The organism is Enterococcus lactis (assembly GCF_015751045.1).
GTDB lineage: Bacteria > Bacillota > Bacilli > Lactobacillales > Enterococcaceae > Enterococcus_B > Enterococcus_B lactis.
The window spans coordinates 79200-105941 of the sequence record NZ_BNJW01000010.1 but is presented as its reverse complement, the minus strand read 5'-3'; the positions used below and the strand labels follow the sequence as shown (position 1 = coordinate 105941).

Below are 26742 nucleotides of genomic sequence, written 5' to 3'. Positions count from 1 at the left end.
AAAGACTACTTGGGAAATCAAGATTGCTTCTGATGGTACGGTAACCATTGATGGAAAAACAGTCACTACTTCCGATGATACGATCCAGTTGACCATTGAAAATCCTTTTGTTGAAATTCCTATAGCAGTACGTAAGTATACGATGCAAAGGACGGGCAAAGAGATGAATCTTAAAGGTGCAGCTTTTTCCCTACAGAAAAAAGAAGCAAACGGTGCTTATCAGCCAATGGACAGCCAAACAACGAATGAAAAAGGCCTTGCCATTTTTGATTCACTCACACCTGGAGAATACCGAGTCGTTGAAACAGCTGGTCCTGTCGGATATGATACTTCGCCGGGAAATTATGAATTCCAAATCGACAAATATGGAAAGATTATTTACACGGGGAAAAACACCGAGACAACGAATGGCATGTGGACGCTCACTCATCAAAATCGATTAAAAGCGTTTGACCTGACAGTACACAAAAAGGAAGACAACGGACAGGCATTAAAAGGAGCCAAATTCAGACTGCAAGGACCAGAAATGGACTTAGAATTGCCAAAAGATGGACAAGAAACGGACACCTTTCTATTCGAAAATTTAAAACCTGGAACTTATAAGCTGACCGAAACCTTTACACCAGAAGGATACCAAGGACTAAAAGATCCAGTTACTATCATCATAAAAGAAGATGGATCGATTCAAGTGGATGGACAAGAGTATGAGTCTGTTCTTTCACCAGGAGCCAAAAACAACCAGATTTCTTTAGACATCACGAATCAGGCAAAAGTACCATTACCTGATACGGGAGGAATTGGCCGCTTAGGAATCTATCTAGTAGGGATGATTGGTTGTACATTTTCTATTTGGTATCTTTTTTTCAAAAAAGAAAGAGGGGGCAGCTAATATGAAAAAACTTGGTTGGCTTAGTATGTGTCTCTTCTTATTACTGTTTAAACCTGCTTTTACTCAGGCAGTAACAGCAACAGAACCAGATATGGTCCAGATCACTTTGCACAAATTACTGTTTCCAAATGGCCAACTACCGGAAAACCAGCCAAGTGACGGACAAGAAAAAGAGTTATTGCAAACGTATCGGGGATTGAATGGAGTCACATTTCAAGTTTACGATGTCACAGAATCTTTTTACCATTTACGAGAAAAGGGGAAAACAGTAGAGGAAGCACAAACAGAGATTGCAAAAAACGGTAAGTCTTCTGGCACGTTTATCGCAGAAGCAACAACCGCAACTCTGAACAACGAAGATGGTATTGCTTCTTTTTCTCTACCTGCCAAAGATCATAAAAAAAGAGAGAAAGCGTATCTTTTTATTGAATCCAAAGCACCAGAAGTCGTCAAAGAAAAAGCAGAGAACATGGTAGTTGTTCTACCTGTATATGGACAAAACGATCAAGAACTTTCATCTATCCATTTGTATCCTAAAAATGAAGAAAATAACTACCCTGATCCTCCTTTTGAAAAGGTATTAGAAGAAACGAGGAATAATTTTACGATTGGTGACAAAGTCACTTATTCCTTGCACACGACGATCCCTATGAATATCTTAGACTATCAAAAATTCGTATTATCAGATAGTGCGGATGGAGCATTAACGTTTTTACCTAATAGTCTAACGATGTCATCGAATGGACAAAAGCTATCCGAAGGATTTGTCATACACACGAAACCACACGGATTTGAAATTGCATTTTCGATTCCTTCGCTAGAAAAATATGCTGGAAAAAACCTGACCATTTCTTATCAGATGCAGCTAAACAGTACAGCTCAGGCGAACAAGGAAATCAATAACAACGGAACACTAGATTTTGGTTTTGGTATCAGCACAAAGAAAGTCTCTGTATATACAGGGAGTAAGCAATTTGTCAAAATCGAGACAAATAAACCAAACAAACGATTAGCTGGCGCAGTATTCCTTATTAAAAACAAAGCAGGAAATTATCTCCAGCGAACAGCCAACGGATACAAGTGGACAAGTAATGAATCAGATGCGCTTCACCTGACCTCCGATAAAAATGGCGCTTTTTCAATTATCGGGTTGAAAACAGGAGATTACTGGTTAAAAGAGATCAAAGCACCATCTGGTTATATTTTAAGTGAAACAGAAATTCCGTTTACCATTTCAACTAGCCTCTCTGAGGAGAAAGAGACTGTCGGTAGATTGAAAGTAGTCAACAAAAAAGAAAATAGTCGTCCATTTCTTCCTAAAACAAACGAAACGAAAAACATCCTTCTAGTCGTTGTTGGCATGGTGTTCGCAAGCCTTGCAATATGGTTGTTTATTAAAAAAAGAACAGGAGTGACAAAATGAAAAATCATAAAAAAATAAGCATTATATTAGGTGCACTTTTTCTTATTTTACCATTAATCACAAGTAGCTTCGGCGCAAAAAGAGTGTTTGCGGAGGAGACAGCAGCTCAAGTCATCCTTCATAAAAAGAAAATGACTGATTTACCCGATCCTTTAATCCAAAACAGCAGGAAAGAAATGAGCGAATTCGATCAATACCAAGGATTAGCCGATATTTCATTTTCCGTTTATAACGTCACTACAGAATTTTATGCGCAACGGAAGAAAGGAGCGTCGGTGGATGCAGCAAAACAAGCAGTCCAATCTTTGACTCCTGGTACACCAATTGCATCAGGAACGACAGATGCGGATGGAAATGTGACTTTATCTTTACCTAAAAAAACAAAATGGGAAAGATGCAGTCTACACAATCAAAGAGGAACCAAAAGACGGAGTGACAGCTGCCACAAACATGGTGCTCGCTTTTCCTGTATACGAGATGATCAAACAAGCAGATGGCTCTTATAAATACGGGACAGAAGAATTGGACACTATCCATCTCTATCCTAAAAATATAGTTGGTAATGATGGAACATTGAAAGTGACCAAAGTCGGTACTGCCGAAAACGAAGCACTAAACGGTGCAGCATTCATTATTTCTAAAGAAGAAGGAACACCAAGCGTCAAAAAATACATCCAAAGTGTCACAGATGGATTGTACACTTGGACAACTGATCAAACCAAAGCCAAACATTTCATTACTGGTCATTCTTATGACATCGGCAACAATGACTTTGCCGAGGCAACGATTGAAAAAGGCCAGTTGATCGTCAATCATTTAGAGGTTGGAAAATATAATTTAGAAGAAGTAAAAGCTCCTGATAATGCAGAAATGATTGACAATCAAACAAACACGCCGTTTGAGATCTTGGCAAATAGTCAAACTCCTGTAGAAAAGACAATCAAAAATGATACGTCCAAAGTTGATAAGACAACTCCACAATTGAATGGAAAAGATGTCGCAATCGGAGAAAAAATCCAATATGAGATCTCTGTCAATATTCCTTTAGGTATCGCTGATAAAGAAGGAACACAAAACAAGTACACGACATTCAAACTCATTGATACTCATGACGCTGCTTTGACATTTGATCATGAAACTTCAGGAACGTATGCGTATGTCTTGTATGATGGGGATAAAGAAATCGATCCAACAAATTATTCTGTCACTGAACAAACAAACGGATTCACGGTTTCAGTTGACTCGAATTATATTCCTTCACTCACTCCTGGTGGTACGCTGAAATTTGTTTACTATATGCATTTGAACGAAAAAGCAGATCCAACAAAAGGGTTTTCTAACCAAGCAAATGTCGATAACGGACATACAAATGATCAAACGCCACCGTCAGTCGATGTCGTTACTGGCGGCAAACGATTTGTCAAAGTAGATGGTGATGTTGCATCAGATCAAACACTTGCTGGAGCAGAATTCGTCGTTCGTGATCAAGAGAGTGACACAGCCAACTATTTGTCGATCGACCCATCTACAAAAGCCGTCAACTGGGTTTCGACGAAAGAATCAGCAACAGTTTTTACAACCACAAACAACGGTTTAGTTGATGTGACAGGTCTCAAATACGGCACGTACTATCTGGAAGAAACGAAAGCACCAGAAAATTATGTTCCATTAACAAACCGTGTAGCATTTACTGTCGATGAACAATCTTACGCAACAGCAGGACAGTTGATTTCTCCTGAAAAAATACCAAATAAACACAAAGGTACACTTCCTTCAACAGGTGGTAAGGGAATCTATCTTTATATTGGTGCAGGTGTGATCCTTCTATTGATTGCTGGATTGTACTTTGCTAGACGCAAGCATAGTCAGATTTAATCTTTGTACATGAATTGGAAAGAGGAGCAGCGGATTACGCAAATGCTCCTTTTTCTTTTATTATCAAACAGTCATCACAAGGAGAACACAAATGAAACCAAAGAAAGGGAAACTTCTAGATCTGCTGATGCTTTTCTTGCTTCTCTCAGGAATAGGGATACTAGCTTATCCATTTGTTAGCGACGCGCTGAATAATTATCTGGATCAGCAGATCATCTCTCATTATCAGCAACAAGCGGTCAAAGAAAATGAAGCAGTCATGGCCAAAATCCAAAAAGACATGACAAAGAAAAACCAGCAATTAGCAAAAAAAGGAGGAAATCCCGGTGTTGATCCCTTTACTAAGAAAAAGGAACCAGTGAAAACAGACAAAACCTATTTTGAAAAACATACGATCGGCGTTCTGACGATTCCTGAAATCAATGTCCATTTACCGATTTTTGACGAAACAAATACCGTGCTGCTAGAAAAAGGCGCTTCGTTATTGGAAGGGACATCTTATCCTACTGGGGGAGAAAGTACGCATGCCGTTATTTCCAGTCATCGGGGACTGCCTCAAGCAAAGTTGTTCACTGACTTGCCAAAACTGACTTTAGGTGATTCTTTCTATATCGAGATCAACGGACAGACACTTGCTTATCAAGTCGATCAGATAAAGACGGTAGAACCAACTGATACAAAAGACCTGAGAATCGAAAAAGGGAAGGATTTCGTGACACTACTGACTTGTACACCTTATATGATCAACAGTCATCGCTTACTTGTCAGAGGGCATCGCGTTCCTTATCATGCAAAAAAAGTACAGAAAGAAGTACAGAAAGTATCTGAGAACAAACGTTTCTTCCTGTATGGATTGATAGCTATAAGTATACTGATTTTTCTGTTTCTTATTTATCTTTTTCGGCAAACATTTAAAATAAGAAACAGAAGGTAACTGTGTCTCTTTTCTATGATAGATGTATTCAAAGCAATGCGTAAACAAATAAACTGGCTGAAGTTTGAAAAAGAAAACTTCAGCCAGTCTATATTTATAACGATATCAAAGAAAGCTTGTCTCAATTTTTCCGATATTCTTTAAGAAGGCCTTTTTGCATCAATTCTTGTTTGTTTTTCAAATTGCGGATATTCTCTTCAAAATTTTGAGAATATATCACTGAGAATAACGTATTTAATACGTAATCGAAGGCAATTTGAGAGGAGAAAGTCGCTACTTTAGCAAAATCATATTCCTCCTGCGATATAACAAGACACATATCAGCCTGTTTGGCCATTTCTGAATGCTGATTTCCGGTAATCAATAATGTTGGAGCTCCTACATGCTTTAGATAGGTCATTATCCGTTCATAATGATGGATACGACCGCTGTAGCTAATAAAAACTGCGCAATCTTCGCTAGTCAAATTGGCTGCATTCCAAGAAGAATCGCTATATTCTTCGGCCAAGATCAAAAATTTATTCAACTTGACCATTTTATTCTGGAACTTCCTTGCCGTGATTTGGGAATCGCCTTTTGCAAAAAGAAAAATTCGCTGTGCGTTGTTCAATACTTTACTGATGTGATCCAAATCTTGATGCTCGATCTGCAATTGCGCTTTTTTTATTGACTGGATTGACAAATCTGCCATTTTCTTTGCAATTTGCTGTGTGTTATCTTCACTTGAAAAAGGAAAATTAGGATCGACCGTTTGATTAAACTGGGCAATCAATTGATGAACTTCCCGTCCTAGTTCGAAACGAAATTCTTTAAATCCGCTGAAGCCCATTTTTTTGCATAAACGAATGATAGCTGAATGGGAAGTATACGTAGCTTTTGCTAATTCTTCAATCGTCATGTAGACTGCGGCTTCGATATTCCTCCGAATATAATCAGCGATCCGTTTCTCTGTCGTGGTAAACAACTCTTGTTTGGTTAATTTTTCTTCAATAAGCATGATCTGACCTCCAAATTCTATCTTACTGATAAATGCTTGGTTCCGCCACTCTCTTTTTGATTTTTTACCTTACTTTGAACATAAATTTCACCAAACCAAATGATAACAAATGTTTTTCTGAACTTTTTTGCCAGAATGGCTATTATAGACACTTTCTATATTTTTCTAAGATATACTGAAAACAACAATAAAAGGAGGCACAAATCATGCTTACAATCGCTTATCTCGGCAATGGAAAGAGTACAAATCGCTATCATTTGCCATTTTCAAGAAAACTTACGGACAAAATCAATATCAAAAAAATTTTTTCCCCATCTAAACCAGTGTGGGAAACATTTGAAGACATCGAATATACCGATCAGCTGTCTGATCTTTGGAATGATCCTGAGATCCAATTAGTTGTCATTACTACGCCAAGTCAATTTCATTATGAATATGGAAAAATGGCACTCGAACATGGAAAGAATGTATTGGTAGAAAAACCTTTTGCAGAAACGTCAAAGGAAGCAGAAGAGTTATTTGCATTAGCAAAAGAAAAAGGGCTATTTATCCAATGTTACCAAAACAGACGGTTCGATTCTGACTTCTTGACAGTCCAAAAAGTAATCGAAAGCGGAAAATTAGGGGATATTTTAGAAGTAGAAATGCATTACGATTATTTCAGACCGGAAGTACCAGAAAATACGCATGAATTTTCTACTGCAAACAGCTATTTATATGGACATGCTTGTCATACAGTAGACCAAGTTCTTTCTTATTTCGGCGAACCAGATGATATCCGTTATGATGTTCGTCAACTATTAGGGAAAGGACGAATGAATGATTACTTCGATTTGGACTTTTTCTACGGAAACATGAAAATTTCGATAAAATCCAGCTATTTCCGTATCAAAGAACGTCCAAGTTTCGTCGTTTATGGAAAAAAAGGGATGTTCGTGAAACAAACGAAAGATCGGCAAGAAGAACATCTTAAAATGTTTTATATGCCTGATCATGAAGACTTTGGGATCGACTTGCCCGAACACTACGGTGTATTGACTTATATAGATGAACAAGGGGATTATCATGAAGAAAAAGTGATTTCCGAGGTCGGTGATTATAGTCGCGTCTACAAAGGCATTTACGAGACATTAGTCAATGGCGCTGAAAAAGTCATTAAAGATGAAGAAACAATCTTACAGATGAAAATTTTGGAAGAAGGAATCAAAGGCATTCAAGAATCAGAAAATAAAAGATGAAAACATGACATATTTGTAAGAATCGGGTTTGTTTTTTGACGCACAAACTGTCTTATTGTACGATGAAAAAGTATAGAATTACTAGGAGGAACCAATATGACAAATTATGATGGTGAAAAACACAAACGATTAAGAGGTTCAATGGCCCCTAAAACGGAAGATGAAGTAGCTTTAGCAGGTACTAATTCTGGTGAAACAGAAGATAAAGAAGAATCATTAGCTGGTACAAACTCCGGTGAAACAGAAAACAAAGAAACAGCTTTATCCGGTTCAAATTCTGTAGAAGAAGAATCAGAGCCTAACGAACCTAATCACTTTGAAAAAGATATCGAAAAAGCGGTTGAAGAGGTCAAAGAAAAATTTGAAGAACTGACTTCAAAAAAGAAACACGATCATCATTAATTCATAAAAGCAGGGAGCCATTTGGTCACCTGCTTTTTTTATGTATCCCGATAGAGGTCGTTTGGTACAGTCGTAAAAAAATCTAACTGTAAGTTGTACCAAACAACTCTCGATTTAAAAGCGGTATCATACTAGAATACAAATAGGAGGTGAACAGCGCTGTGAACTACAAAATTAGTTATCTCCTGAAAACACCCAGAGAAATCAGTCTAGAAAGAGCAGCCGAGATCATCGAAGTAAATATAGACGAGGCAATCAACCAACTAACTCCCTTTGCCGAATATATGGATGAGACCCATATCCATCTGAAAAAATTTCGAGCGATCGACTGGGCAGAAAAATACGTGAATATCACTCGCTTTGAAGCGGTGTACACCGAACAAGAGCGTAGAGATCTTCTTTATTTGATGGTCTATTCGAATAGCATACCTATTTCTGTATTTCATTTTCAAGATTTTCTTCAGGTTTCTAAAGGAACAGTCCTATCGGATATCAAAAAAGTAAGAAAGGAATTAGAAGGGGAAGAATGTCAGCTGACATATACTAGAAAAGCAGGCTTTAGGCTACTGGGGGCAGAAGTAATATTGAGAAAGGAAGCAAAAAATCGCACCGCTCGTTTAATGCAATCGCTCGCTGGAAGATTTGGTCTCACGTATTTAACCGCAATGCTTTCTCTTGATTGTTATGCAAAAGCTAGAGATTTGTTAGATAACACAATCTCTCTATCAGATCTACGCTTTGCACCCAATCGAATGGATGAGTTAGCGTATTATTTAAGTTTGACCACTAATCGAATGGGGAAAATATCTGTAGAAAAGGTAAAAGATGCTGAACTTTTAGCTTCTCTTGCGATCAATGACATCAGCCGACAAATATTGACTGGCTTAGGCTATTCCGAACATCTAGAGTCAGAGATTCTATTTCTCTCTCTTTGCTTAGCCTCCATTGTTGAAGGAGATATCCAGGAGCCTGCACTTGATTTTTTGCTGGAATGTTCTTCAGAAGTCATCCATCGCATGGAATTCCTGATGGCCGTAGAATTTGATTCATTTCGTGAATTATTGATGAATGTCTTTTATCACTTGGTACCTGCCTATTTTCGTATCTCTTATTCTTTTTACTTGCCAAATGTGATGATTGATCAAATCAAACATCAATATGCTTCCATCTATGAAATGACAAGAAAAGCATTGCGTCCGTTAGAAAAACGGATAGGGAAGAGCATCCCTGAAGAAGAGGTTGGTTTTTTCACTATACTATTCGGCGGAGAAATAAGAAAAGTAGATGAAGAAGAAAGAAACAGAAAAATAAGAGCCGTGATCGTCTGTCCAAGTGGCATTAGCTCTTCATTGATCTTGAAAAGCGAACTTCAGCAATTATTCCCGATGATCCTTTTTACAGAGACCAATTCAGCTGATCGCTTGCACGAGGTTGATGAAACTTCTTACGATATCGTTTTTTCTACTGTGCCTCTCACGCTTACGAATAAGAAAAAGTCGCTGTATGTCCTACAACCAATCATGACTGACTTGGAAAAAAACCAGCTGATCAATCAAGTACAAAGAGATTGGCTGATACCAGGATTCTCCATGCCTTCTGCTCAAGAATTGCTAGCTGCGCTACTTCCATATATCGAATTAAAAGAAGGTGTAGATGAAGAAAAGCTCTATCAAGTCTTAAATCGTAAAATGAACAAACTTTTAGAAAAGAAGGAGGATCAACGTCCTATGCTATCTGAATTATTAACAGAAGAAATGATCCAATTATCCGATCAACCAAAAAACTGGCAAGAAGCAATCACACTTGCCGCACAACCACTATTATTAAAGAATAAAATAGAGGAGAGTTATATCAAAGCGATGATTGAACGTGTGGAGCAGTATGGTGCGTTTATCCACATCGGCGACCACATCGCACTGCCGCATGCTCGTCCGGAAGACGGTGTAAACGAAGTAGGGATGTCTTTGCTGAAACTTCAACAACCAGTTGATCTAATCGATGATCCTGCTCATCCCATCAGCTTATTTATCTGTTTAGCCGCTATCGATAACGAGGCACATCTTCGGGCGTTGGCAAATTTAACCAAGCTACTTTCTAATAAACAAAATCTTCAAGAACTATTACAAGCCTCAACAAAAGAAGAAATACTAGCAATCATAAAAAAGGGAGACGAATAACATGAAAATTTTTGCAGTGTGTCAAAGTGGATTAGGAACAAGTTTTATGGTAGAGATGAACATCAAACAAGCTCTTGCAGATCTTGGAGCAGATGTGGACGATTTCGAAGTAAGTCATACGGATGTTGGGAGTGTATCTAGCGATATGGCGGATTATTTCTTCATTGAACATTCTTTGAAAGATACACTTACTTCTATACCGGATGAAAAACTCGTGCCGTTGCAATCGATCATCGATAGTGATGAAGTAAAAGAAAAAGTAGGACAGATCTTGTCAAAAGAATAAAAATGATTCAAGGGAGGAAATATCAATGGATAAATTGTTGAATTTGTTTGTTTCAATCGTCAGTCAGCCCTCCATCCTCGTTTCTCTGATTGCACTGCTTGGGCTTGTTCTGCAAAAAAAGAAATTTTCAGAAGTGATCCAAGGAACCATCAAAACATTTGTCGGATTCTTAGTATTGATTGGCGGCGCTGGACTGATCAGTAATTCATTAACCCCTTTCGCTTCGATGTTCCAAACGGCTCTGCATACCCAAGGTGTAGTTCCAAGTAATGAAGCAGTAGTGGCGATTGCTTTACAACAATTCGGGACACCTACTGCCTTGATCATGCTAGTAGGGATGATCGTGAATATTCTACTTGCTCGATTCACAAGATATAAATTTATTTTTCTTACAGGTCAAGCGATGCTTTATGTTTCTTGTCTGACAGCAGTCATTTTAGTAAGCGCTGGATTTACTGCAAACGTGTGGATGATCTTATTAGGAGGGATTTTTGAAGGAACACTATTAACTATTACGCCCGCTCTTTGTCAACCATTCATGAAGAACATTACTGGGAACAACCAAGTTGCGCTGGGGCATACCGGCAATATCGGTTATGCGTCTAGCGGGTGGATCGGTAAGTTCTTTGGAAATAAAGACCGCTCTACAGAGGACATAAAGATTCCTAAAAGTTTCAGTTTTTTGCGAGATTCTACTGTATCGATCATGCTCTTGATGTCAATCGTATATGTCGCACTTGCCTTATTAGCAGGTCCTGGATTTGTTGAAAGAGAATTAAGCAATGGAGATAATGCTGTAATCTTTGCATTGATCCAAGCTGGAACATTTACAGCAGGGTTTGTTATCGTCCTTCAAGGGGTTCGGATGGTGTTGGCAGAAATCGTTCCAGCATTCCAAGGAATCGCTAAAAAGCTTGTACCTGATTCTAAACCAGCGTTAGATGTCCCTATCGTTTTTCCATATGCACCTAATGCTGTATTGATTGGCTTTTTTGTCAGCTTCTTTGTAGGAACGCTATCGATGTTTGCCATGATAGGCTTGCAGACTACAGTCATCATCCCTGGAGTAGTTGGCCATTTCTTTTGCGGAGCTGCTTCTGGTGTTTTCGGCAACTCGACTGGCGGTAGAAGAGGGGCGGTATTAGGTTCTGCTTTCAATAGCTTATTGATTAGTTGGTTGCCATTATTTATCCTTCCGGTATTAGGAGATCTTAAAATCGCTTCTTCTACATTTGCCGATACTGATTATCTAGTACCAGGACTTGTACTTGGGAAACTAGGAGAATACGGTCAAATGGCATTGACAGTCGGAATCATCGCTTTCTTTTTACTTGTCGTATTATCTAGCTTTCTTTTTGCCGGAAAAAGAACAAACATTGTTTCTAAAGAACAGAATTAAGCAAGCTTCAAAATAAAAACTGCTTGGACAATATCAGAAGACGATCGAATGTTTTCTGATAGGTCGCAAGCAGTTTTTTGTTTTATGCATTTATTTTTGAATGGCTTGTTAAGGCAAGTGGCTGTTTTGCTAGAAGAGGATAACTTTTACCATTCATTTTCACTGTTCCGCCTGTTCTATCAGAAGTAATCACGATCTTATCTTCTTTTTTTTCCAGCGAAATCATTCCATCTTTGATAGGTAGCGTACAATTCAGTGTTTCAAATGAATCTAGATTAGGTTGTATCATAAATTCCTCATAACCTGGCTTTGTTGGATACAAACCGATAAAATAGCGTCCTAAAAGATAGATTGGGCTTGCTCCCCATGCATGGCATAAGCTTTTTCCATAAGGATCTCCATACATACTGTACTTTTCATTTCCTGTTTGAGTAGGGTCGTATTCTTCCCAGAAAGTTACCGCATCATGTGATAACATCCCTCCCCAATAATCAAGAATCGTTTGGTAGACGATTTCCGTCTGTCCTAGTTTGCATAAGGCATCTTGTTCATAGAATTTAAAATAGGGGGTAGTGATCTGTGTGATCGAGTCATTCAACAAGACATTCTTTAAAATCGATTGCTGTTGTTCTTTGTTAGCAAAATCGAATAAAACAGCGAAAATATTCGCATGACGCGTCACATTTCTTCTCCCAGATTCATAGCAATCGATAAAAGCGCCAAGTTCTTCATCCCAAAAGTAGTCAAATAGGTTTTGTTTCAATACCTGATATTTTTCTTGATAGAGATCAGTAGGATAAATTTCAGCCTCTCCATATGTTTCAGCTAAGATATTTCCGCAAGTGATCATAGAGTGGTAGGCTTTCAGTAATAGGACTTGTTCTGCAGCAAGCGTTCCTTCTTTATCCATTTCAGACCAATCAATAAAGATCCAATCTTTTGCTCTTCCATAAATAAACCCTAATTCATTCGTTTGTTCCATCAAGTACCTCATCAATGATTGCATCTTAGGATAGACAATACGTAAAAATTCGCAGTCTTTCGTCATCATATAGTGGTTTTCGATGCCAATCAGCCATAAGATCGAATAGTCGACAATCGTATTCATATGTTGCTTGATTTCATTTTGTCCTCTTAATGCGAATATCGTTCGCTTATTGATTTCCTCGTCAAAGAAAAGATATTGATTGATCATAAATGATTGATACGCATCTCCAGACCAAATCCAGCGGTCTCGTTTGATACCGTCGATAAAAAACAAATCACTACATAACTTGAAAGTTTCTTCTGATACTAACCAGATCTGATTCAATAAAGAAGAATCGCTTAAAAAAGTAGCTTGTTTCGAAAGAGATAAAAATTCATGAAAAACTTGAAGTTGAACCATTCCAGTAGAAACCTCCGGTATAAACAAATAGCGAAAAGCGCGTTTACGAGCTTTCATTTTTCTTGTCATTCCAATTTGTTTATAGTAACAATACTCGATATCCATAGCTTCTACATCGGACTCTCCATAACATAGAGTGATGGATTCGATAGGATCGTCCAGAGATATTAGTTCTACACAGCCATTCACTGCTCGTCCAAAATCGAATAAGACTCCTCCATTAACCTCCGTTTCAGTAACTGGATGGACACATTCTTTTTGATAATAGATTTGATTTGGATCTTTAGCGATATCGACATAGAGTGGACTCCAGCCAGCTGGGTATTCTTCAATAAAGTTGCTTGCTGTCCAGCCGATATCTGATTTTATTTCATCTCCCTCGATAAACATCGCTGGTAGCCCAGATGTATGTCCAACGAAGATCCGGATTTTTACTTTACCAGCCGGACAAGTCAGCCATTTTCCACATGGATGCTTTTGCCCATTAATTTCTACGTACCCAACTCCTTGGATCGTCACTTTGAACATGGAAGGATGATCAAGAAAGTAATATCTCTTAAACTTGACATTCCGATGACAATCATCCATGTACCAGTACGCCGGCCAGTCGAAACCTCGTTCTTCTCGTTGGAAATTTTGTAGCAGTCCATGGCGGATCTCAAAGTCTCCAGGATACCAAAGCCATCTATTTTGTGATTTTTCATTTGTCATTTTGCGCGACCTCCATCAAAATTATTTTGTTGTCAATTGTTCTTTTATTTCTTCATCTACTCTTATCACTGTCTTTCTATTCGTCCTGTATACCACTAGAACGCTAACAAGCGCGCTAATCAACAGCAAGATACTGCCATTAACGAAAACAGCAAGTGTCTTACTTCCAAGAGAAACAAAAGAGAGAAAAAGCAAACCATATGGTGCAATGAAAGTGCCTAAATTAGCGCCAACTAGTAAGATCGAAGTATTGAAACTCTCCGCATGCTTAGGCGCTTGGATGCTCACTTGGTTGAATAAATAAGGAATGAATAACGAAAAAGAAATCCCAGTTAAAATCGCGCCAAATCCAATCACATACAGATTCATGGCACTGGCAATCAATACAAAGCCAATACCCATCAGTAGTAAAGAAAGAGTAAGCATATAACGATGTGCTTTTGCCTGAAGCCAGCCAAAACAAACTCCGGCGGCCATACTTGCCAACTGCATGATGGTCAAGATATTCGCTGCATTGGTTTCGTCTCCTAGAGAATAGGTCGTCAAGACTGTGGCTAATTTGATTGAGACAGCATTATATACCACGATGATCAGTAAGAGAAAAATACCATAATTAATCATTTTGGGATTTGTTTTGATTACTTGTCTTGCTGAAGCTGTGCCTTGTACTTGAATCTCAGTTGTTTCAGGTCTAGGAACAAACAAAACAAACAAGATTAAAATAGGCAAGCTGATGGCGTAGACTAAAAAAGTATATTGCCAGCCGAACTGTACTAGTTGTCCTGCAACAAATGTCATTAGAGCTGCACCAAATCCCTGAAATGCACTTTGAAAACCAATCATAGATGCACGTTCATCTCCGTGATAAAAGGCAGCAATCATGCTGACTGCCAAAGAATTGATCAATCCGAAGCCAATGCCTAGCCCAGCTCGTGAAGCTAAGACGATACTGTAACTTTGCGAGAAGAGGGGGAGACACCACAAATCGATGCAATCACTAACCCGATGATCACAGTCTGTTTTTGTCCGATTCTCCTAGCAATAAAACTACTAAACAAAACGAAAATAGTGACCATAAAAGATGGAGCAGTCGTTAATAATTCAACAGCAGATAAAGAACGCGAGGCATAAGTAGCTGACATACTGGGAATCGCTGATGTGACCGCACCAGCAGAAGTCAAAATAAGAGAGACTGACAGTAGAGAAAATTTCATCATTTTTTTATTCATACACATATTCCTTTCACTTTTTTGTAAGCGCTTATCAAAAATATAGTATGAAGTAGCTCTTCACTCAATAGCGGAACCACAGGAAATTCATGTCCCAACCATAGAAAGTCTTTGTGAAAACCAAAATAGCTTTGCATATAATTGCAGTACAGCGTAAACTAATAAGCGAAAGAAACTGCTTACAAGAAGGAGGAAGTCAATTGGAACTAGCTGAATTAGACACTTTTTTGCGTAATGAAGAATCAATCGAAACTCTGCAGCGTGAACAAGGAAAGAATGTCAATGACTTAAACTTAGCTTATCATCTTCAGACACCACCAAAAATCCACCGAGGAGATTTATTTCAAAACGGAAATATTCATATCAGTAAACACCGTCGATATGCGGAAGTTCCTGAGCATACACATGATTTTGTTGAAATCAATTATATGTATAGCGGAAGATGTTCACAGGTCATCAATGGAGAAAGAGTGGATATGGAAGAAAGTGACGTGGTAATCATTGATAAAGAAGCTACTCAAAGAATTGAATACACAGGTCAAGAGGATATTTTAATCAACATCTTATTAAAGGAAGAGACCTTATCTACAGAAATATTGAACCATTTGGCAAGCACCAATAATCTGCTTTCTTCTTTTTTAATCAATGCGGCAAAAGAAAAGGGAGAACATACGCAATTCATTCATTTTCATGGCGGAAAAGCGAGTCGTTTGACGCATTTGATTGAAAATATGCTGTTGATTTATTTTGATACACACAGTCATAAAATCCGTTCACTAAACCTATATATATCACTACTACTAATCGAATTGACTCATTTATTAGAACAGCAAACCTTTTCGTCAGCAGATGGATACGCAGAAAACGAGATGCTTGGTATATTGGATTATATCGATAAGCATTTTACTTCTTGTACGTTAAAAGAAACAGCGGCTCATTTTGGCTACAATCCGGTCTACCTTAGTAATAAATTGAAAATGTATTTTGATGCTTCTTTTCAAGAATTGGTTCTACAAAAAAAATTTGACTTTGCATTGGAATTGATTCAAGAAACGAGTTTTTCGTTGGAAGAGATTGCTAATCGCATCGGATATAAACAAACCACTTCTTTATTCAAATTATTCAAAAAGTATTCAACATGTACACCCAATGAATGGAGAAACACCCGATAAGAAGAACAGTCTGACATGCAAAAAACAGGTAAGACTATTCAAAGTCTTAACCGCGTATTAACTAAACTCAATCAAGAGAAGAAGGAAAAAGTTGATGGCACCATATAGGAGATAAGTTGCTATAAATAGATGTTTTAGTAGTGGCTGTTTCCACTTTTGCCTTCTCTTCATTTGATAAATACTCACTAGTAAGCATACAGTGATGATAGATACGCTGATCTTTCTAACTTGGAAGATTAGCGTCCATAGATGGGAATCCATTGTTAATTGGACACGTGGCAGAAAAAAATAGAGGACACTCAAAAAGACATACTTTATCTAAGATGAACCATTGGACTTATTCTTCATAATATTCACTCATTTCAATAGGTTAGTCAGACAGATAGACTTTTGTTTGGTACATATCTTAAGGTATATCCGATACTAGTGTACTCATTTCTTATCTTCCAATAAACATATAGAAGGAACAGTTTTTTCATAAACAAGAAAAAGCAGTTCCTTTTTTAAACTTCTTTTATTGTATCCTTTAGATAATGTGATTGAAGAAGGGAGGAGGAGATGAAAATGGTAAAGGCTTGGTTAAGTGGTTTAGCTGCTTACAGCGTTGTTGGACAAACTGATTTATTTTCTGCGTTCGCTATGTACTTGTCTAAGTATCGTTTTGTGTTATTAGGTGCTCTTTTTTTCGTGATTCTATTAACTGTTCTGTTGAGCAAAAAGATGTCCGCAAGTTCAAGTACGAAGAGTAACGCACCTGGTAATAAGGGTTTTCAGAAGCAGCAGCAATATAAAAACTATCGTAAGTGATGTTTTCTATCTCTTTAAAGAAATCAAAGGATGATACGGCAACTATTTACTATTTACAATGAGGTGAAGCATGGGAAATTTTGCATTTATCATAACTTTTTTAAGCGAATTTGCTGTCTTAGCACAAAATGAAGGAACTGGTATTTTTGCCACCTTCGTTGCTATGTATCTCATCCGATACGGATTGTCCCCGTTTTTTGCCGTCTATCTGTTCATTTTTATCGTCAAACAGTTCTATGAATATCTAAAAGGCACCAGTATACGAAAAAACAAACGCCGATTTAAAAGACAGTTAGCTGCATCCTATAAAATACAAAAGAAAACGATCCAAGAAAATTACGAAAAAGGATTGACTGATACGGACAAAGTAAAGAAAAACGTTTATAACAAAACAAAACTTTAGATGGGACAATGAGGGAGCAGAGCAAATGGATATAGGAATTTCAATCGTAAATGAAGGGATATTGATTTTAGGTGCGATTGGCTTTTTATTATGGTTAATTATTTTTGGCTTGGTTTTATTTTCAGTTCTAAAGCGTACAAGGAAAAAGTATAGCTTTGATGAAGGTGGAGCTAAAGTAGCTCCATTAGTGATAGCGTTAGTACTTTTAGTTGTGTTGGCAGGGTACATGGGTGTAATCGTTTATCAGTTATCTGTTGTACGTATTTAGGAATTCGTTTCCATCAAAAATTATAATAACAGCTATTATAATTAACATATTGATAAAATGAATAAACAAGACTATAATTTCCATGAAAGTAACAAATAGTTATGAAAAAGGAGCTGTTTATTCATGAAAAAAACAAGTCGTAAAGTAGTAATCGTCGGTACAGGTTTTGTTGGAACAAGTATCGCTTATGCAATGATCAACCAAGGAATCTCTAATGAATTAGTCTTGATCGATGTGAACCAAGAAAAAGCAGAAGGGGAAGCACTGGATCTTTTAGATGGTATGGCTTGGGGCGATGAAAACGTTGCTGTATGGTCAGGCGGTTATGAAGAATGTAAAGATTCAGATATCGTTGTTATCACAGCTGGTATCAACCAAAAACCTGGCCAATCTCGTTTAGATTTAGTTAAGACAAATGCGTCAATCATGCGCCAAATCGTCAAAGAAATCATGGGATCAGGATTCGACGGAATTATCGTTGTTGCTTCAAATCCAGTGGATATTTTGACATATATCGCTTGGAACGAGTCAGGCCTGCCAACATCACGTGTTATCGGTACTGGTACAACATTGGATACAACTCGTTTCCGTAAAGAAATCGCATTGAAATTAAAAGTAGACCCACGTAGCGTTCACGGCTATATCTTAGGTGAACATGGTGATTCAGAAGTTGCTGCATGGTCACATACAACTGTTGGTGGTAAACCAGTTTTTGAAATTGTAGAAAAAGATCATCGTATCGCAAAAGACGAATTAGATGTAATTGCTGATAAAGTTCGTAATGCTGCTTATGAGATCATTGATCGTAAAAAAGCAACTTATTATGGTATTGGTATGAGTACTGCACGTATCGTAAAAGCTATCTTGAATAACGAACAAGCTGTATTGCCTGTATCTGCTTACTTAACTGGTGAATACAACGAAAAAGATATCTTTACAGGTGTGCCATCAATCGTTGACGAAAATGGTGTTCGTGAAGTTGTTGAATTGTCCATCAACGAAGAAGAAAAAGCAATGTTCAGCAAATCAACAAGTGCTTTAAGAGAAGTATTGAACACTGTATTATAAGAAATAATGAGTAAGAACTAAAAAATCAAAACCTGCTTAACAGCTGAAATATCTGTTAAGCAGGTTTTTTATTGATATCTATAGGTAAGCAAATAAACGGAATGATTATAATCGATTCGGTCGAAAATGATCCATACGTATGAAATGTAATTTGCTGATTAAATAATCGAATCGATATCAATGACAACTAAAACTTAAGTAAATGATTTATCTATGTGATTAAAAATCCTTCAGTGATGGCAAACATAAATACAGTGAGTCGTAATCTGATTAACTGTATAAAGAAAATGGTTTTTATCATTTAATTAAACGCTGAAAAAGTAAGAAAAACTGCAAAATTTTTTTATAATTTTGCACAAGTAGATTTTGATGGAAAAATGACGATTTTTGATAAAAAACCGTTCGAGAGAGGCTTATTATTTTTTAAATCTACTTTGTATAATATATATTATGTAAACTAAAATATATAAAAAATCAATCCACTAGTTCTAAACCACTATTTCCTACTATTCACTCTTTTGTATTCCTTTTAAATCAATTATTTCAAAATTAATCCATATATTTATGAAAAAACTTTTTTGTATGAACAACCATACAAAAAATCAGCATATTTTTTAATGACATGCTGATCTAATTGAGAAATAAAGTTTTTAATTTGTTCATTTTATTGCGGTTTGTCGTAAATAATTGGTTATCTTGGACTTCAGTGAATCGAAATCCAACGAACTAGTGGTAATCATTATGATAAAATCAACAGCTTCTTGACGAGAAAAAGCAACTGAACAATTATTCAATTGAAGAAACAACAGCATGGCAACAAGAGCAGTTCGTTTATTACCATTATGAAAAGGATGTTTTTTAGCTAAATTAATTGCTAGAATTGCCGCTTTTTCATAGACTTCGGGATAGAGTTCTTGATTAAATACTGCTTGTGAAGGCTGTTTAACAGCCATATCTAATGCATTGGCATCTTTTACACCAATCATTTCGCCTGGTGAGTAACGTAAAATAACTTTTGCGTTGATTTTGATAATTTCTTTAGTCGAAAGATACCTCATAAATCAACCAAATCTTTTAACGCGTCTTCATATTGATTCATGATCGAATCAACTAATGAATCAATATCAGGTTCTTCTTGTGCTTTGATCATTCGTACAGAACCATCAGATTGAAAAACATAACTGATTGCGTCACCTGTCTGCACACCCATGAATTCTTTTACTTCTGGTGGGATAGTTGTTACATCGCTATTGCCGGATTTTCTAATTTTATACTTTTTCATTTTTTTCATATTTCGCCACCCTCTATACCATTCTATAGTAAGTACATTATATCTAAGTATATACATTTAATCAATGTATATACTATTGATTTGCTTTTTCTTACGAAAAAACGACAAAGAAAAAGTAAAAAAAGTTTGTGACATGACTTTTGTCACAAACTCTCGTATTCTTAACCAAAATATTGATGGAATACTTGCGTAATAACTGGTAGGAAATAAATAATGATCATAGCCCCTACCACCATCAATAATTGTTTACGCTGTTTCTTTCGCTTCAGCATGCTTGTCGTTTTATGAAAAAAATAAGTAGCGCTTTTAGCTCCTGCAGTCAAAGTCGATAAAATCAACGTTGGTGAATATGCTGTTTGATTGTGCGTCAATGACAACAACTTCGTCCCGTAATCAGGATACTTTAGAAATGCTTGGTACACAGCCACAATCGTGATTGCTCCCATAAGATAATTTAAAAATGAATGCACTTTTTTCAAATAAAAAAACTCCTTGCTATCTATATAAAATCAGCCTACCCCAACATTTTTGCTTGATTGACTGATATTTTTTGGTTTTATTGGTATTTATATTCTCACTTTTCGGAATAAATATTCTGCTATTTCATTGTTTTCATTTACTCTACTTCGTTTTCATTATTTTTTCTTGATGTTTCTTTGTTTCCATCAACTGCTTTTGTTCCGCTGTTTTCGATCCATGGAAAAGAAAAACCGATCGTCATATCTTCTTTTAATACTAAAACTGCATCGAATTTCCCTTTTTTACCAGTAAAACCTTTGACAACTTTACTTGTCTTTCCTTTTGAAAGCAAATCTCTGAGATTTGTTTTAGTCAGCTTCTTTTTAGCTACTGTTGGCCACAATTTGAAGTCACATTCTGGGTTCAAGCATGTAGCGATTTTAGGATAAAGCATGACTATCCCTTTTTTACATTTTGGACATCTTCCTAATTGATCGTTTTTCTTCTCCATCGCTTTTATCTGGCGTGTTCCGCTGATCTCATCTGAGAAATCTACCTTATCGATTTGATTAGGTACTTCTGCCAATAAATGTAAGATGAATTTTTTGATGTTTTCTAAAAAAACAGATGGCGTCCCTTCTTGGTTACCAATTTTTCTCAAGTATCCTTCCCAGCGTGCAGTCATTTCTGCACTTGTCAGCAATGGTTCATTAGCTACTGCCTTACAAAGAGTGATTCCTTTTGGCGTAACGATTATTTCGTTTTTATTGACTTCGATGTAATGTTTCTGCTTAAGATTTTCAATGATATTGGCCCGCGTAGCTTCGGTCCCTATTCCTTCTACTTCTTTGAGGATTTCTTGCGCTTCATCATTATCCAGCGTTTTTCCCGCAGTTTTCATTGCTGTGATTAAGGTTCCTTCGGTATAGGGTTTCGGAGGTTGTGTTTCTTTCTCCATACTTTTCAGCTCTACTTCTGCTTCTTCATTTTCTACGATAGGAGGAAGAGTCTGAGCTTCTTTCTTTTTTGACTTGATGCGCAAGATTTCCTGCCACCCTTGTTGTAATGGGATCTTTCCGATACTTTTTAGCTTTAATTGCTGTACACCGGTCATTACAGTCGTCTCTTCATAAATATAATCTGCGGCAAACATAGCCACAGTGGTACGTAAGACTTGCAAATAGATTGCTTGCTGTAATTTAGATAGCTTCGCAAAGCGTGCAGGAGTCGGAATCGTCTTTGTCGGAATGATTGCGTGATGTTCTTGAACTTTTTTCGCATCGACATACCGTTTCTTTGCTCTGATCTCAGTTGTCTGTACTTCTTCTATTCCTAAAAACTTTTTATAGTTTTGCAGATGTTTAACCAGATACTGATGCTCGTTTTCTGTGATGTAAAAGGAATCCGTTCTTGGATAGCTTAGAAATTTGCTTTCATACAATCCTTGAGCAGCATCAAGTGTGGCTTTAGCACTTGCTTTCATTAGCTGATTCATCTTTGTCTGCAAACTAGATAGCGAAAATAAACGTGGGCTATGCAACCTCTTTTCCTTTTTCGTAACTTCAAGAATCCTTCCGTTTTGCTTACCTAAATGTGCTCCGAATTTCTCTATTTCCTTCGTTAACTCTTCTTGTGTTTTAAATGCTTTTTTTGGTACGATTTTTCCTGAAAACTGTCCTTTGTTTGTCGTAATTAAACCTTCTCCTTCAAAGTACGTTTCTTTTTTGAAGTGTTTGATTTCTTCTTGCAGCTGATAAATCATGTAGAGTGTCGGCGTTTGTACACGACCAAGAGAAAAACTGCCATCAATCCCTTTTCGTTGAAGCAGTAAGCTATATAATGGGCTTCCGTTCATTCCAATCAGCCAATCAGCATTCTGCCTTGCTTGCGCTTCTTTATATTTTGGAAAATAGTTCTTTCCAGGTTGGAGATTCTTAAAACCTTCATATATTGCTTCTTTTTCAAGAGAATTGATCCATAAACGTAAATAGTTCTTTTCCTTAGAAAATGCGTTTGCTTGTCGAATAATCGACCACGCGATGGCTTCACCTTCTCGATCACCATCTGTTGCAATAATAATGGTATCGGCTGACTGTAACTCTCGCTTTACGATCGAAAATTGCGCACGTTTGTCCCTTGGAACTTCGTAACGGAAGGTTTCTGGGAAAATAGGCAAATTTTCTAACGACCATTTTGCCCAACGCTCTTCATAAGCTCCTGGAGCAACCATATCTACCAAATGTCCAAAACCATAAGTGATGGTTACTTCACCAGCAAACAATGGATCGCTGATTTCATAATACCCTTCATGCCGCTTTCGCTGTTGGAAGGTTTCGGCATAGGCTTTTGCTTGTGAAGTTTTTTCAGCTAGTATCACCGTCTTCATCTTCTGACCTCCGTTACTTGATTTTTTGCGGACTTCTCTATTATGGAACATATTTTCGCATCTGGCAATAAAAAAAAGATACCGTATAGTCGAAACAGGCACAAAAAACATCAAGCAAACAAACGATGTTCCGTTTGCTGCTTGATGTTTCTAGAAAATATTCATCTTTAGCTGTCACTCTTGGTTAATCTGCCAGTTGATGCCAAATCGATCAGTTACCATCCCATACAATTGAGCCCACGGAACACTATCCAGCGGCATCTCAATCTTACCACCCTCAGCTAAGCTTTCAAATAGACGCTTCGTTTCTTCTTCATTTCTTGTTTGGATGACTAAAGAAACATTATTTCCAACAATCAATTCAGGACCGATTCCTTCTGGCGTATCTGCAAACATAACTAATGTATCATAAATGTTCAACCGTGCATTCGTGATTAGATTTTTTGCTTCTTCTGGCAAGTTCATTTGTTCTATTCCAGGCATTTCACCGTATGTGGTGATACCTGATGCTTCAGTCTCAAAAACTTTTTCATAAAAAGCGATGGCTTCACGAGACTCATTTTTGAAGTTCAGATAGATATCCAATGAAAACAGCTCCTTTCTTGGTTATAATCTACCATAAGAAAGCGTTTTTTACGAGTGAATCGTTTGATTGATTCATGACAAAAGCCTTGTCTTCTTGATCTTTTTTATGATCATTTATTCAAAAAATCTGTAATAGCAGCTTGATTCATTTGATTATCAATTTCAAGAATACTGCCAGCATAATCACTTTGCCCATAATTCCACGAACCGTCTACTGGCACACTTATTCGATCAATGCCACCAGCTCCTCGTGCAATCGAAAAGAGATTTTTCGTCAAGAACCAAGCAGTGACATCTGTGGATGTATACCCTAAAGCTTTACCAGCTGCATAAGGTGCACGGATCAGATTCAATGGATTCTTCAATTGGCTGAAAATAGCGTTCATTACTTGCTGTTGGCGTCTGACACGGCCAAAGTCTCCTTCTTCATCCATTCGGAAACGTGCATATTGCAAAAGAACATGTCCATCCATCTTCTGGACCCCTTTTTTAATATCTACACCATCCAGATTCAGATCTTTTTCTGCATCGATCTTCACTCCGTTCATGAACAAGGCATCGATCACTTTTTCAAACGACTTGAAATCGACTTTCGCATAGTATTGACAATTGATTCCAAAATTTTCTACTAAAGTCTGACGCACTAAATCGGCTCCTCCGTATGCATAAGCTGAATTGATCTTATTTTGTCCTACCCCTGGGATCGTAACGAAGCTGTCGCGCATAAAAGAAATCAGTTTCGGCTTATGGGAAGGACCATCCAACTGTAAGACCATGATCGTATCGGCTCGCCCGGCATCTTCTCCGCGTGTATCACTCCCAAGGATCAAAATATTATGCGCACCATTCGTCGCTTTTTGCCCATGAAAGGTTTCTGAAGTCGCTGCCTCTAAGCTTGTGTCATGTTCAGCTACATATTTACCAATAAAAAATGAGATACCTGAATAAAGGATCAAAACAAGCAAAATCGATAGAATGATTTTTTTCCACGATCGCTTTCTTCGAGGTTTCAACGGTTTGTTCTTCTTTTGCCGATTGAAAAATTTTTTAATTTTTTGTTGTTCTTCTGCTCTTGGTACATCTATATATATCTGTTGTTCGTGTTGGTTCAAATCTTCAAATGAATGCTGCTCTCTTTCATAAATACGGGTAGCATCTTCCTCATTTTCCACACGCGTTCGTTTTCGTTCTCTTCTAGCAAAAATACTCCCCGTATCCCGCTTCAGAGGTTTCGCCTTCTTATGGATGTCCTTATAGCGATCCATCCGACTCATTGTGGTTCCTCCTCGTTTCTTACTGATAAATAAAGGATACGATAACCAATCGACAAAAGCCTATCATTTTTTGATAATTTAATAAAAAATAACGAAATAAATGCTTCGATACATAAAGAATTACTTTTCTTGAGACCGTTTATGCGAGAATAAAAAATCTTTATCTATTATCCTTTTTTAATCAAACAGCTTTTCAATCACATGGATCGGTATCTTTTCCTTTGTCCATAATTCAAATGCGATTGCTCCTTGGTAGATCAACATGCCAAGTCCATTGTATCCTTTTGCTCCTACTTTTTTTGCTTCTTTTAATAAACGTGTTTCTCTAGGTGCATAAATCAAATCAAAAACCGCTAGATTCTCATGCATCATGCTTATATCTAAGAGCGGTGACTGATCGATTTTCTTGCCCATCCCGATATCTGTTGCATTGACTAGAAGGCAGCTTTCTTTCAAGTCTTTTCTTAATTGATCTGTATCGGCAAAATCACGAACTTTTATCTCACAAGAAGTTCGATAGCTGAGTTGTTCGAATGTTTCTTTTACTTGAGCGAATGTTTGGTTGTTTCGTTTATAAACTACGATTTCCTTAGCGCCGTCTAACGCCGCTTGAACAGTGACTGCCTTTGCTGCACCTCCAGCGCCCAGTAGAGTCATTTTTTTCTTTTTGACCGAAATCCCAGCTTCTTGCACAGATTGCATGAAGCCCGCACCATCAGTATTATAGCCAATCAAACGACCCTTTTCGTGCACGATCGTATTTACTGCTCCGATCAATTGTGCTTCCTGGCTTACCTCATCCAGATAAGGAATAACCGCTGTTTTATTCGGCATTGAAAGGTTTACACCTAACATATCAAAAGTTCGAATACTTTCGACTGCTTGCTTTAAATTCATTGGGTTTACTTTGAAAGCTAAATATACCGCATCGATGTTGTTTGCTTCAAAAGCAGTATTGTGCATCAATGGAGATAAACTGTGAGAAGCCGGATCAGCAAAGAGCCCAGCTAATTTGGTTTTTCCAGAAATCATCTTATTCCTCCTTTGTTCTTGCTTCAATAAAAAAAGCCACTTAGCGTTTGATACGAAAAAGTACGAAACGTCTAGGTGGAAAGTAGCAAATTCTTTTCTCATCGTTTACTTGTCAGAGCAAAGAATATTCTATTTAATTGTTAAAATCATTGACTACGTGATCCTACAAAACACCCAAATATGTTCAATTGCTTATTGTTTTAAGTATAGGATGAATCAAAGGAAGATGTCAATGAGTTTTCAAGTTCTTCTACTGAAAGGGATTTTTCTGTCGAGATCAATCCACTACTTCTTCAAAGAATTGCAAAAGGTCGCCCATTGTCAAATGTTGCTTTTCTTTTTCAGAAAGATCCTGAACGATTTTTCCTTTTTGGAGTACGATCAGACGATTTCCGTATTTCAAGGCGTCTTCCATTCGATGCGTGATCATGAGACAAGTCAATTTTTGTTCATTGATCCGCTGATTTGTTAACTGCATTAATGCTTTAGCTGTTTTAGGATCTAAAGCGGCAGTATGTTCATCTAATAACAGTAGTTCAGGAGCCGTGATCGTCGCCATCAGCAAACTTAATGCTTGCCGTTGACCGCCAGATAATTCCCCTGCTGGAGTATCCAAATGTTGTTCTAGGCCATTACCGACTTCTTGACATAGTCTGAAAAAATCTTCTTTTTGATTTTTCAAGTTACGTAAACGGAATTTCCGCTTTTGTCCTCTTTTTTGTGCAAGCAGCAGATTTTCTGCTACAGTCATTCGGGGAGCCGTTCCCATCTTAGGGTCTTGGAAAACCCGAGAAAGAAATCGTGCTCTTTTTTCTTCTGAATCTTTTGTGATCAGCTGATCTTTAAAAGAGATCGATCCTTGACTGAGTTGAAGCGTACCAGCAATCGTATTGAACAATGTGCTTTTTCCAGCACCATTCCCTCCAAGGACAGTGATGAAGTCCCCTTCTCTGATTGTAAGGTTGATTTCATCCAATAGCACTTTCTCTTCATTCATTCCATTGTTTACGACTTTTCTGCCGTTTTTGATTGTCAATATATCTGTCATTA

General features: G+C 37.4%; 23 protein-coding genes and 2 pseudogenes. 14 read left to right on the top strand and 11 right to left on the bottom strand.

The features are described from left to right. From KFO35_RS07135 to KFO35_RS07120, 4 genes and pseudogenes are all read left to right on the top strand, one after another. On the top strand, positions 1–889 hold an 889-nt coding region (locus KFO35_RS07135; RefSeq protein WP_244653255.1), incomplete at its 5' end, for an MSCRAMM family protein. Between the two features lies 1 nt (position 890). Continuing rightward, entirely contained in the window at positions 891–2312 is a 1422-nt protein-coding gene (locus KFO35_RS07130) for a SpaH/EbpB family LPXTG-anchored major pilin (RefSeq protein ID WP_025477252.1), read from the top strand. Next, a pseudogene (locus tag KFO35_RS07125) lies at positions 2309–4187 on the top strand (SpaH/EbpB family LPXTG-anchored major pilin). The gene KFO35_RS07130 and the pseudogene KFO35_RS07125 overlap by 4 nt, the downstream one beginning before the upstream one ends. 91 nt (positions 4188–4278) lie before the next feature. After that, positions 4279–5121, top strand: coding sequence for a class C sortase (locus KFO35_RS07120; protein ID WP_156271869.1), 843 nt, complete (start codon positions 4279–4281; stop codon positions 5119–5121). A 121-nt stretch (positions 5122–5242) separates the two neighbouring features. On the opposite strand, the gene KFO35_RS07115 is transcribed toward KFO35_RS07120, so the two are convergent. Continuing rightward, positions 5243–6118, bottom strand: coding sequence for a MurR/RpiR family transcriptional regulator (locus KFO35_RS07115; RefSeq protein ID WP_002315027.1), 876 nt, complete (start codon positions 6116–6118; stop codon positions 5243–5245). A gap of 206 nt (positions 6119–6324) precedes the next feature. Here KFO35_RS07115 and KFO35_RS07110 point away from each other — a divergent pair, with 206 nt between their 5' ends. From KFO35_RS07110 to ulaA, 5 genes are all read left to right on the top strand, one after another. Further along, positions 6325–7356, top strand: coding sequence for a Gfo/Idh/MocA family oxidoreductase (locus KFO35_RS07110; protein WP_002315028.1), 1032 nt, complete (start codon positions 6325–6327; stop codon positions 7354–7356). A gap of 96 nt (positions 7357–7452) precedes the next feature. Further along, positions 7453–7758, top strand: coding sequence for a hypothetical protein (locus KFO35_RS07105; protein ID WP_002329195.1), 306 nt, complete (start codon positions 7453–7455; stop codon positions 7756–7758). A gap of 161 nt (positions 7759–7919) precedes the next feature. After that, the gene (locus KFO35_RS07100; RefSeq protein WP_002315030.1) at positions 7920–9935 is read left to right on the top strand and encodes a BglG family transcription antiterminator; all 2016 of its coding nucleotides are present in this window, start codon (positions 7920–7922) and stop codon (positions 9933–9935) included. Position 9936: 1 nt separating this feature from the next. Beyond that, on the top strand, positions 9937–10221 hold the full coding sequence (locus KFO35_RS07095; protein ID WP_002315031.1) for a PTS sugar transporter subunit IIB: 285 nt from the start codon (positions 9937–9939) through the stop codon (positions 10219–10221). Between the two features lie 25 nt (positions 10222–10246). After that, entirely contained in the window at positions 10247–11620 is a 1374-nt protein-coding gene (gene ulaA / locus KFO35_RS07090) for a PTS ascorbate transporter subunit IIC (protein WP_002313768.1), read from the top strand. Positions 11621–11702: 82 nt separating this feature from the next. Here the strand turns inward: ulaA and KFO35_RS07085 are convergent, their stop codons facing one another. Together KFO35_RS07085 and KFO35_RS07080 are read right to left on the bottom strand one after the other, a co-directional pair. Beyond that, positions 11703–13718, bottom strand: coding sequence for an alpha-L-rhamnosidase-related protein (locus KFO35_RS07085; RefSeq protein WP_002315032.1), 2016 nt, complete (start codon positions 13716–13718; stop codon positions 11703–11705). A gap of 21 nt (positions 13719–13739) precedes the next feature. Continuing rightward, positions 13740–14953, bottom strand: a pseudogene (locus tag KFO35_RS07080) (MFS transporter). A 221-nt stretch (positions 14954–15174) separates the two neighbouring features. On the opposite strand from KFO35_RS07080, the gene KFO35_RS07075 reads away from it, so the two are divergent. The 5 genes from KFO35_RS07075 to KFO35_RS07055 all read left to right on the top strand — a co-directional run bounded on the left by KFO35_RS07075 (position 15175) and on the right by KFO35_RS07055 (position 18665). After that, the gene (locus KFO35_RS07075) at positions 15175–16119 is read left to right on the top strand and encodes an AraC family transcriptional regulator (RefSeq protein ID WP_156271906.1); all 945 of its coding nucleotides are present in this window, start codon (positions 15175–15177) and stop codon (positions 16117–16119) included. A 564-nt stretch (positions 16120–16683) separates the two neighbouring features. Continuing rightward, a complete protein-coding gene (locus KFO35_RS07070; RefSeq protein ID WP_002339290.1) occupies positions 16684–16926 on the top strand; it encodes a hypothetical protein in 243 nt (80 codons plus the stop codon). A 70-nt stretch (positions 16927–16996) separates the two neighbouring features. Continuing rightward, positions 16997–17329: a hypothetical protein gene (locus tag KFO35_RS07065; protein WP_002315036.1), complete on the top strand. Its 333-nt coding sequence runs from the start codon at positions 16997–16999 to the stop codon at positions 17327–17329. A gap of 25 nt (positions 17330–17354) precedes the next feature. Next, on the top strand, positions 17355–17597 hold the full coding sequence (locus KFO35_RS07060) for a hypothetical protein (RefSeq protein ID WP_002315037.1): 243 nt from the start codon (positions 17355–17357) through the stop codon (positions 17595–17597). A 123-nt stretch (positions 17598–17720) separates the two neighbouring features. Further along, positions 17721–18665 (top strand): L-lactate dehydrogenase, encoded by a 945-nt coding sequence (locus tag KFO35_RS07055; protein WP_002315038.1) that lies wholly within the window; start codon positions 17721–17723, stop codon positions 18663–18665. Between the two features lie 659 nt (positions 18666–19324). Here the strand turns inward: KFO35_RS07055 and KFO35_RS07050 are convergent. The 8 genes from KFO35_RS07050 to KFO35_RS07015 form a co-directional block, all read right to left on the bottom strand. Next, positions 19325–19723, bottom strand: a complete 399-nt coding sequence (locus KFO35_RS07050) for a type II toxin-antitoxin system death-on-curing family toxin (RefSeq protein ID WP_002315039.1) — start codon at positions 19721–19723, stop codon at positions 19325–19327. Beyond that, on the bottom strand, positions 19720–19956 hold the full coding sequence (locus KFO35_RS07045; protein ID WP_002289715.1) for an AbrB/MazE/SpoVT family DNA-binding domain-containing protein: 237 nt from the start codon (positions 19954–19956) through the stop codon (positions 19720–19722). Before KFO35_RS07045 ends, KFO35_RS07050 begins: the two co-directional genes overlap by 4 nt. A gap of 161 nt (positions 19957–20117) precedes the next feature. Continuing rightward, on the bottom strand, positions 20118–20402 hold the full coding sequence (locus tag KFO35_RS07040) for a hypothetical protein (RefSeq protein ID WP_002313773.1): 285 nt from the start codon (positions 20400–20402) through the stop codon (positions 20118–20120). A gap of 170 nt (positions 20403–20572) precedes the next feature. Next, on the bottom strand, positions 20573–22801 hold the full coding sequence (locus KFO35_RS07035; RefSeq protein ID WP_156271867.1) for a type IA DNA topoisomerase: 2229 nt from the start codon (positions 22799–22801) through the stop codon (positions 20573–20575). Between the two features lie 174 nt (positions 22802–22975). Then, on the bottom strand, positions 22976–23386 hold the full coding sequence (locus tag KFO35_RS07030) for a VOC family protein (protein WP_002315041.1): 411 nt from the start codon (positions 23384–23386) through the stop codon (positions 22976–22978). Positions 23387–23496: 110 nt separating this feature from the next. Continuing rightward, positions 23497–24660 (bottom strand): LCP family protein, encoded by a 1164-nt coding sequence (locus tag KFO35_RS07025; protein ID WP_156271864.1) that lies wholly within the window; start codon positions 24658–24660, stop codon positions 23497–23499. A 177-nt stretch (positions 24661–24837) separates the two neighbouring features. Next, positions 24838–25692, bottom strand: coding sequence for a shikimate dehydrogenase (gene aroE, locus KFO35_RS07020; protein WP_156271862.1), 855 nt, complete (start codon positions 25690–25692; stop codon positions 24838–24840). A gap of 277 nt (positions 25693–25969) precedes the next feature. After that, on the bottom strand, positions 25970–26740 hold the full coding sequence (locus tag KFO35_RS07015) for an ABC transporter ATP-binding protein (RefSeq protein WP_002309294.1): 771 nt from the start codon (positions 26738–26740) through the stop codon (positions 25970–25972). Positions 26741–26742: the final 2 nt, after the last annotated feature.

What these genes read in the sequence shown, in the direction of transcription:
- KFO35_RS07130 (WP_025477252.1), top strand. Translation starts at nt 891, where the DNA reads ATGAAAAAACTTGGTTGGCTTAGTATGTGTCTCTTCTTATTACTGTTT.
- KFO35_RS07120 (WP_156271869.1), top strand. Translation starts at nt 4,279, where the DNA reads ATGAAACCAAAGAAAGGGAAACTTCTAGATCTGCTGATGCTTTTCTTG.
- KFO35_RS07115 (WP_002315027.1), bottom strand. Translation starts at nt 6,118, where the DNA reads ATGCTTATTGAAGAAAAATTAACCAAACAAGAGTTGTTTACCACGACA.
- KFO35_RS07110 (WP_002315028.1), top strand. Translation starts at nt 6,325, where the DNA reads ATGCTTACAATCGCTTATCTCGGCAATGGAAAGAGTACAAATCGCTAT.
- KFO35_RS07105 (WP_002329195.1), top strand. Translation starts at nt 7,453, where the DNA reads ATGACAAATTATGATGGTGAAAAACACAAACGATTAAGAGGTTCAATG.
- KFO35_RS07095 (WP_002315031.1), top strand. Translation starts at nt 9,937, where the DNA reads ATGAAAATTTTTGCAGTGTGTCAAAGTGGATTAGGAACAAGTTTTATG.
- ulaA (WP_002313768.1), top strand. Translation starts at nt 10,247, where the DNA reads ATGGATAAATTGTTGAATTTGTTTGTTTCAATCGTCAGTCAGCCCTCC.
- KFO35_RS07085 (WP_002315032.1), bottom strand. Translation starts at nt 13,718, where the DNA reads ATGACAAATGAAAAATCACAAAATAGATGGCTTTGGTATCCTGGAGAC.
- KFO35_RS07070 (WP_002339290.1), top strand. Translation starts at nt 16,684, where the DNA reads ATGGTAAAGGCTTGGTTAAGTGGTTTAGCTGCTTACAGCGTTGTTGGA.
- KFO35_RS07065 (WP_002315036.1), top strand. Translation starts at nt 16,997, where the DNA reads ATGGGAAATTTTGCATTTATCATAACTTTTTTAAGCGAATTTGCTGTC.
- KFO35_RS07060 (WP_002315037.1), top strand. Translation starts at nt 17,355, where the DNA reads ATGGATATAGGAATTTCAATCGTAAATGAAGGGATATTGATTTTAGGT.
- KFO35_RS07055 (WP_002315038.1), top strand. Translation starts at nt 17,721, where the DNA reads ATGAAAAAAACAAGTCGTAAAGTAGTAATCGTCGGTACAGGTTTTGTT.
- KFO35_RS07050 (WP_002315039.1), bottom strand. Translation starts at nt 19,723, where the DNA reads ATGAGGTATCTTTCGACTAAAGAAATTATCAAAATCAACGCAAAAGTT.
- KFO35_RS07045 (WP_002289715.1), bottom strand. Translation starts at nt 19,956, where the DNA reads ATGAAAAAAATGAAAAAGTATAAAATTAGAAAATCCGGCAATAGCGAT.
- KFO35_RS07040 (WP_002313773.1), bottom strand. Translation starts at nt 20,402, where the DNA reads ATGGGAGCAATCACGATTGTGGCTGTGTACCAAGCATTTCTAAAGTAT.
- KFO35_RS07035 (WP_156271867.1), bottom strand. Translation starts at nt 22,801, where the DNA reads ATGAAGACGGTGATACTAGCTGAAAAAACTTCACAAGCAAAAGCCTAT.
- KFO35_RS07025 (WP_156271864.1), bottom strand. Translation starts at nt 24,660, where the DNA reads ATGAGTCGGATGGATCGCTATAAGGACATCCATAAGAAGGCGAAACCT.
- aroE (WP_156271862.1), bottom strand. Translation starts at nt 25,692, where the DNA reads ATGATTTCTGGAAAAACCAAATTAGCTGGGCTCTTTGCTGATCCGGCT.
- KFO35_RS07015 (WP_002309294.1), bottom strand. Translation starts at nt 26,740, where the DNA reads ATGACAGATATATTGACAATCAAAAACGGCAGAAAAGTCGTAAACAAT.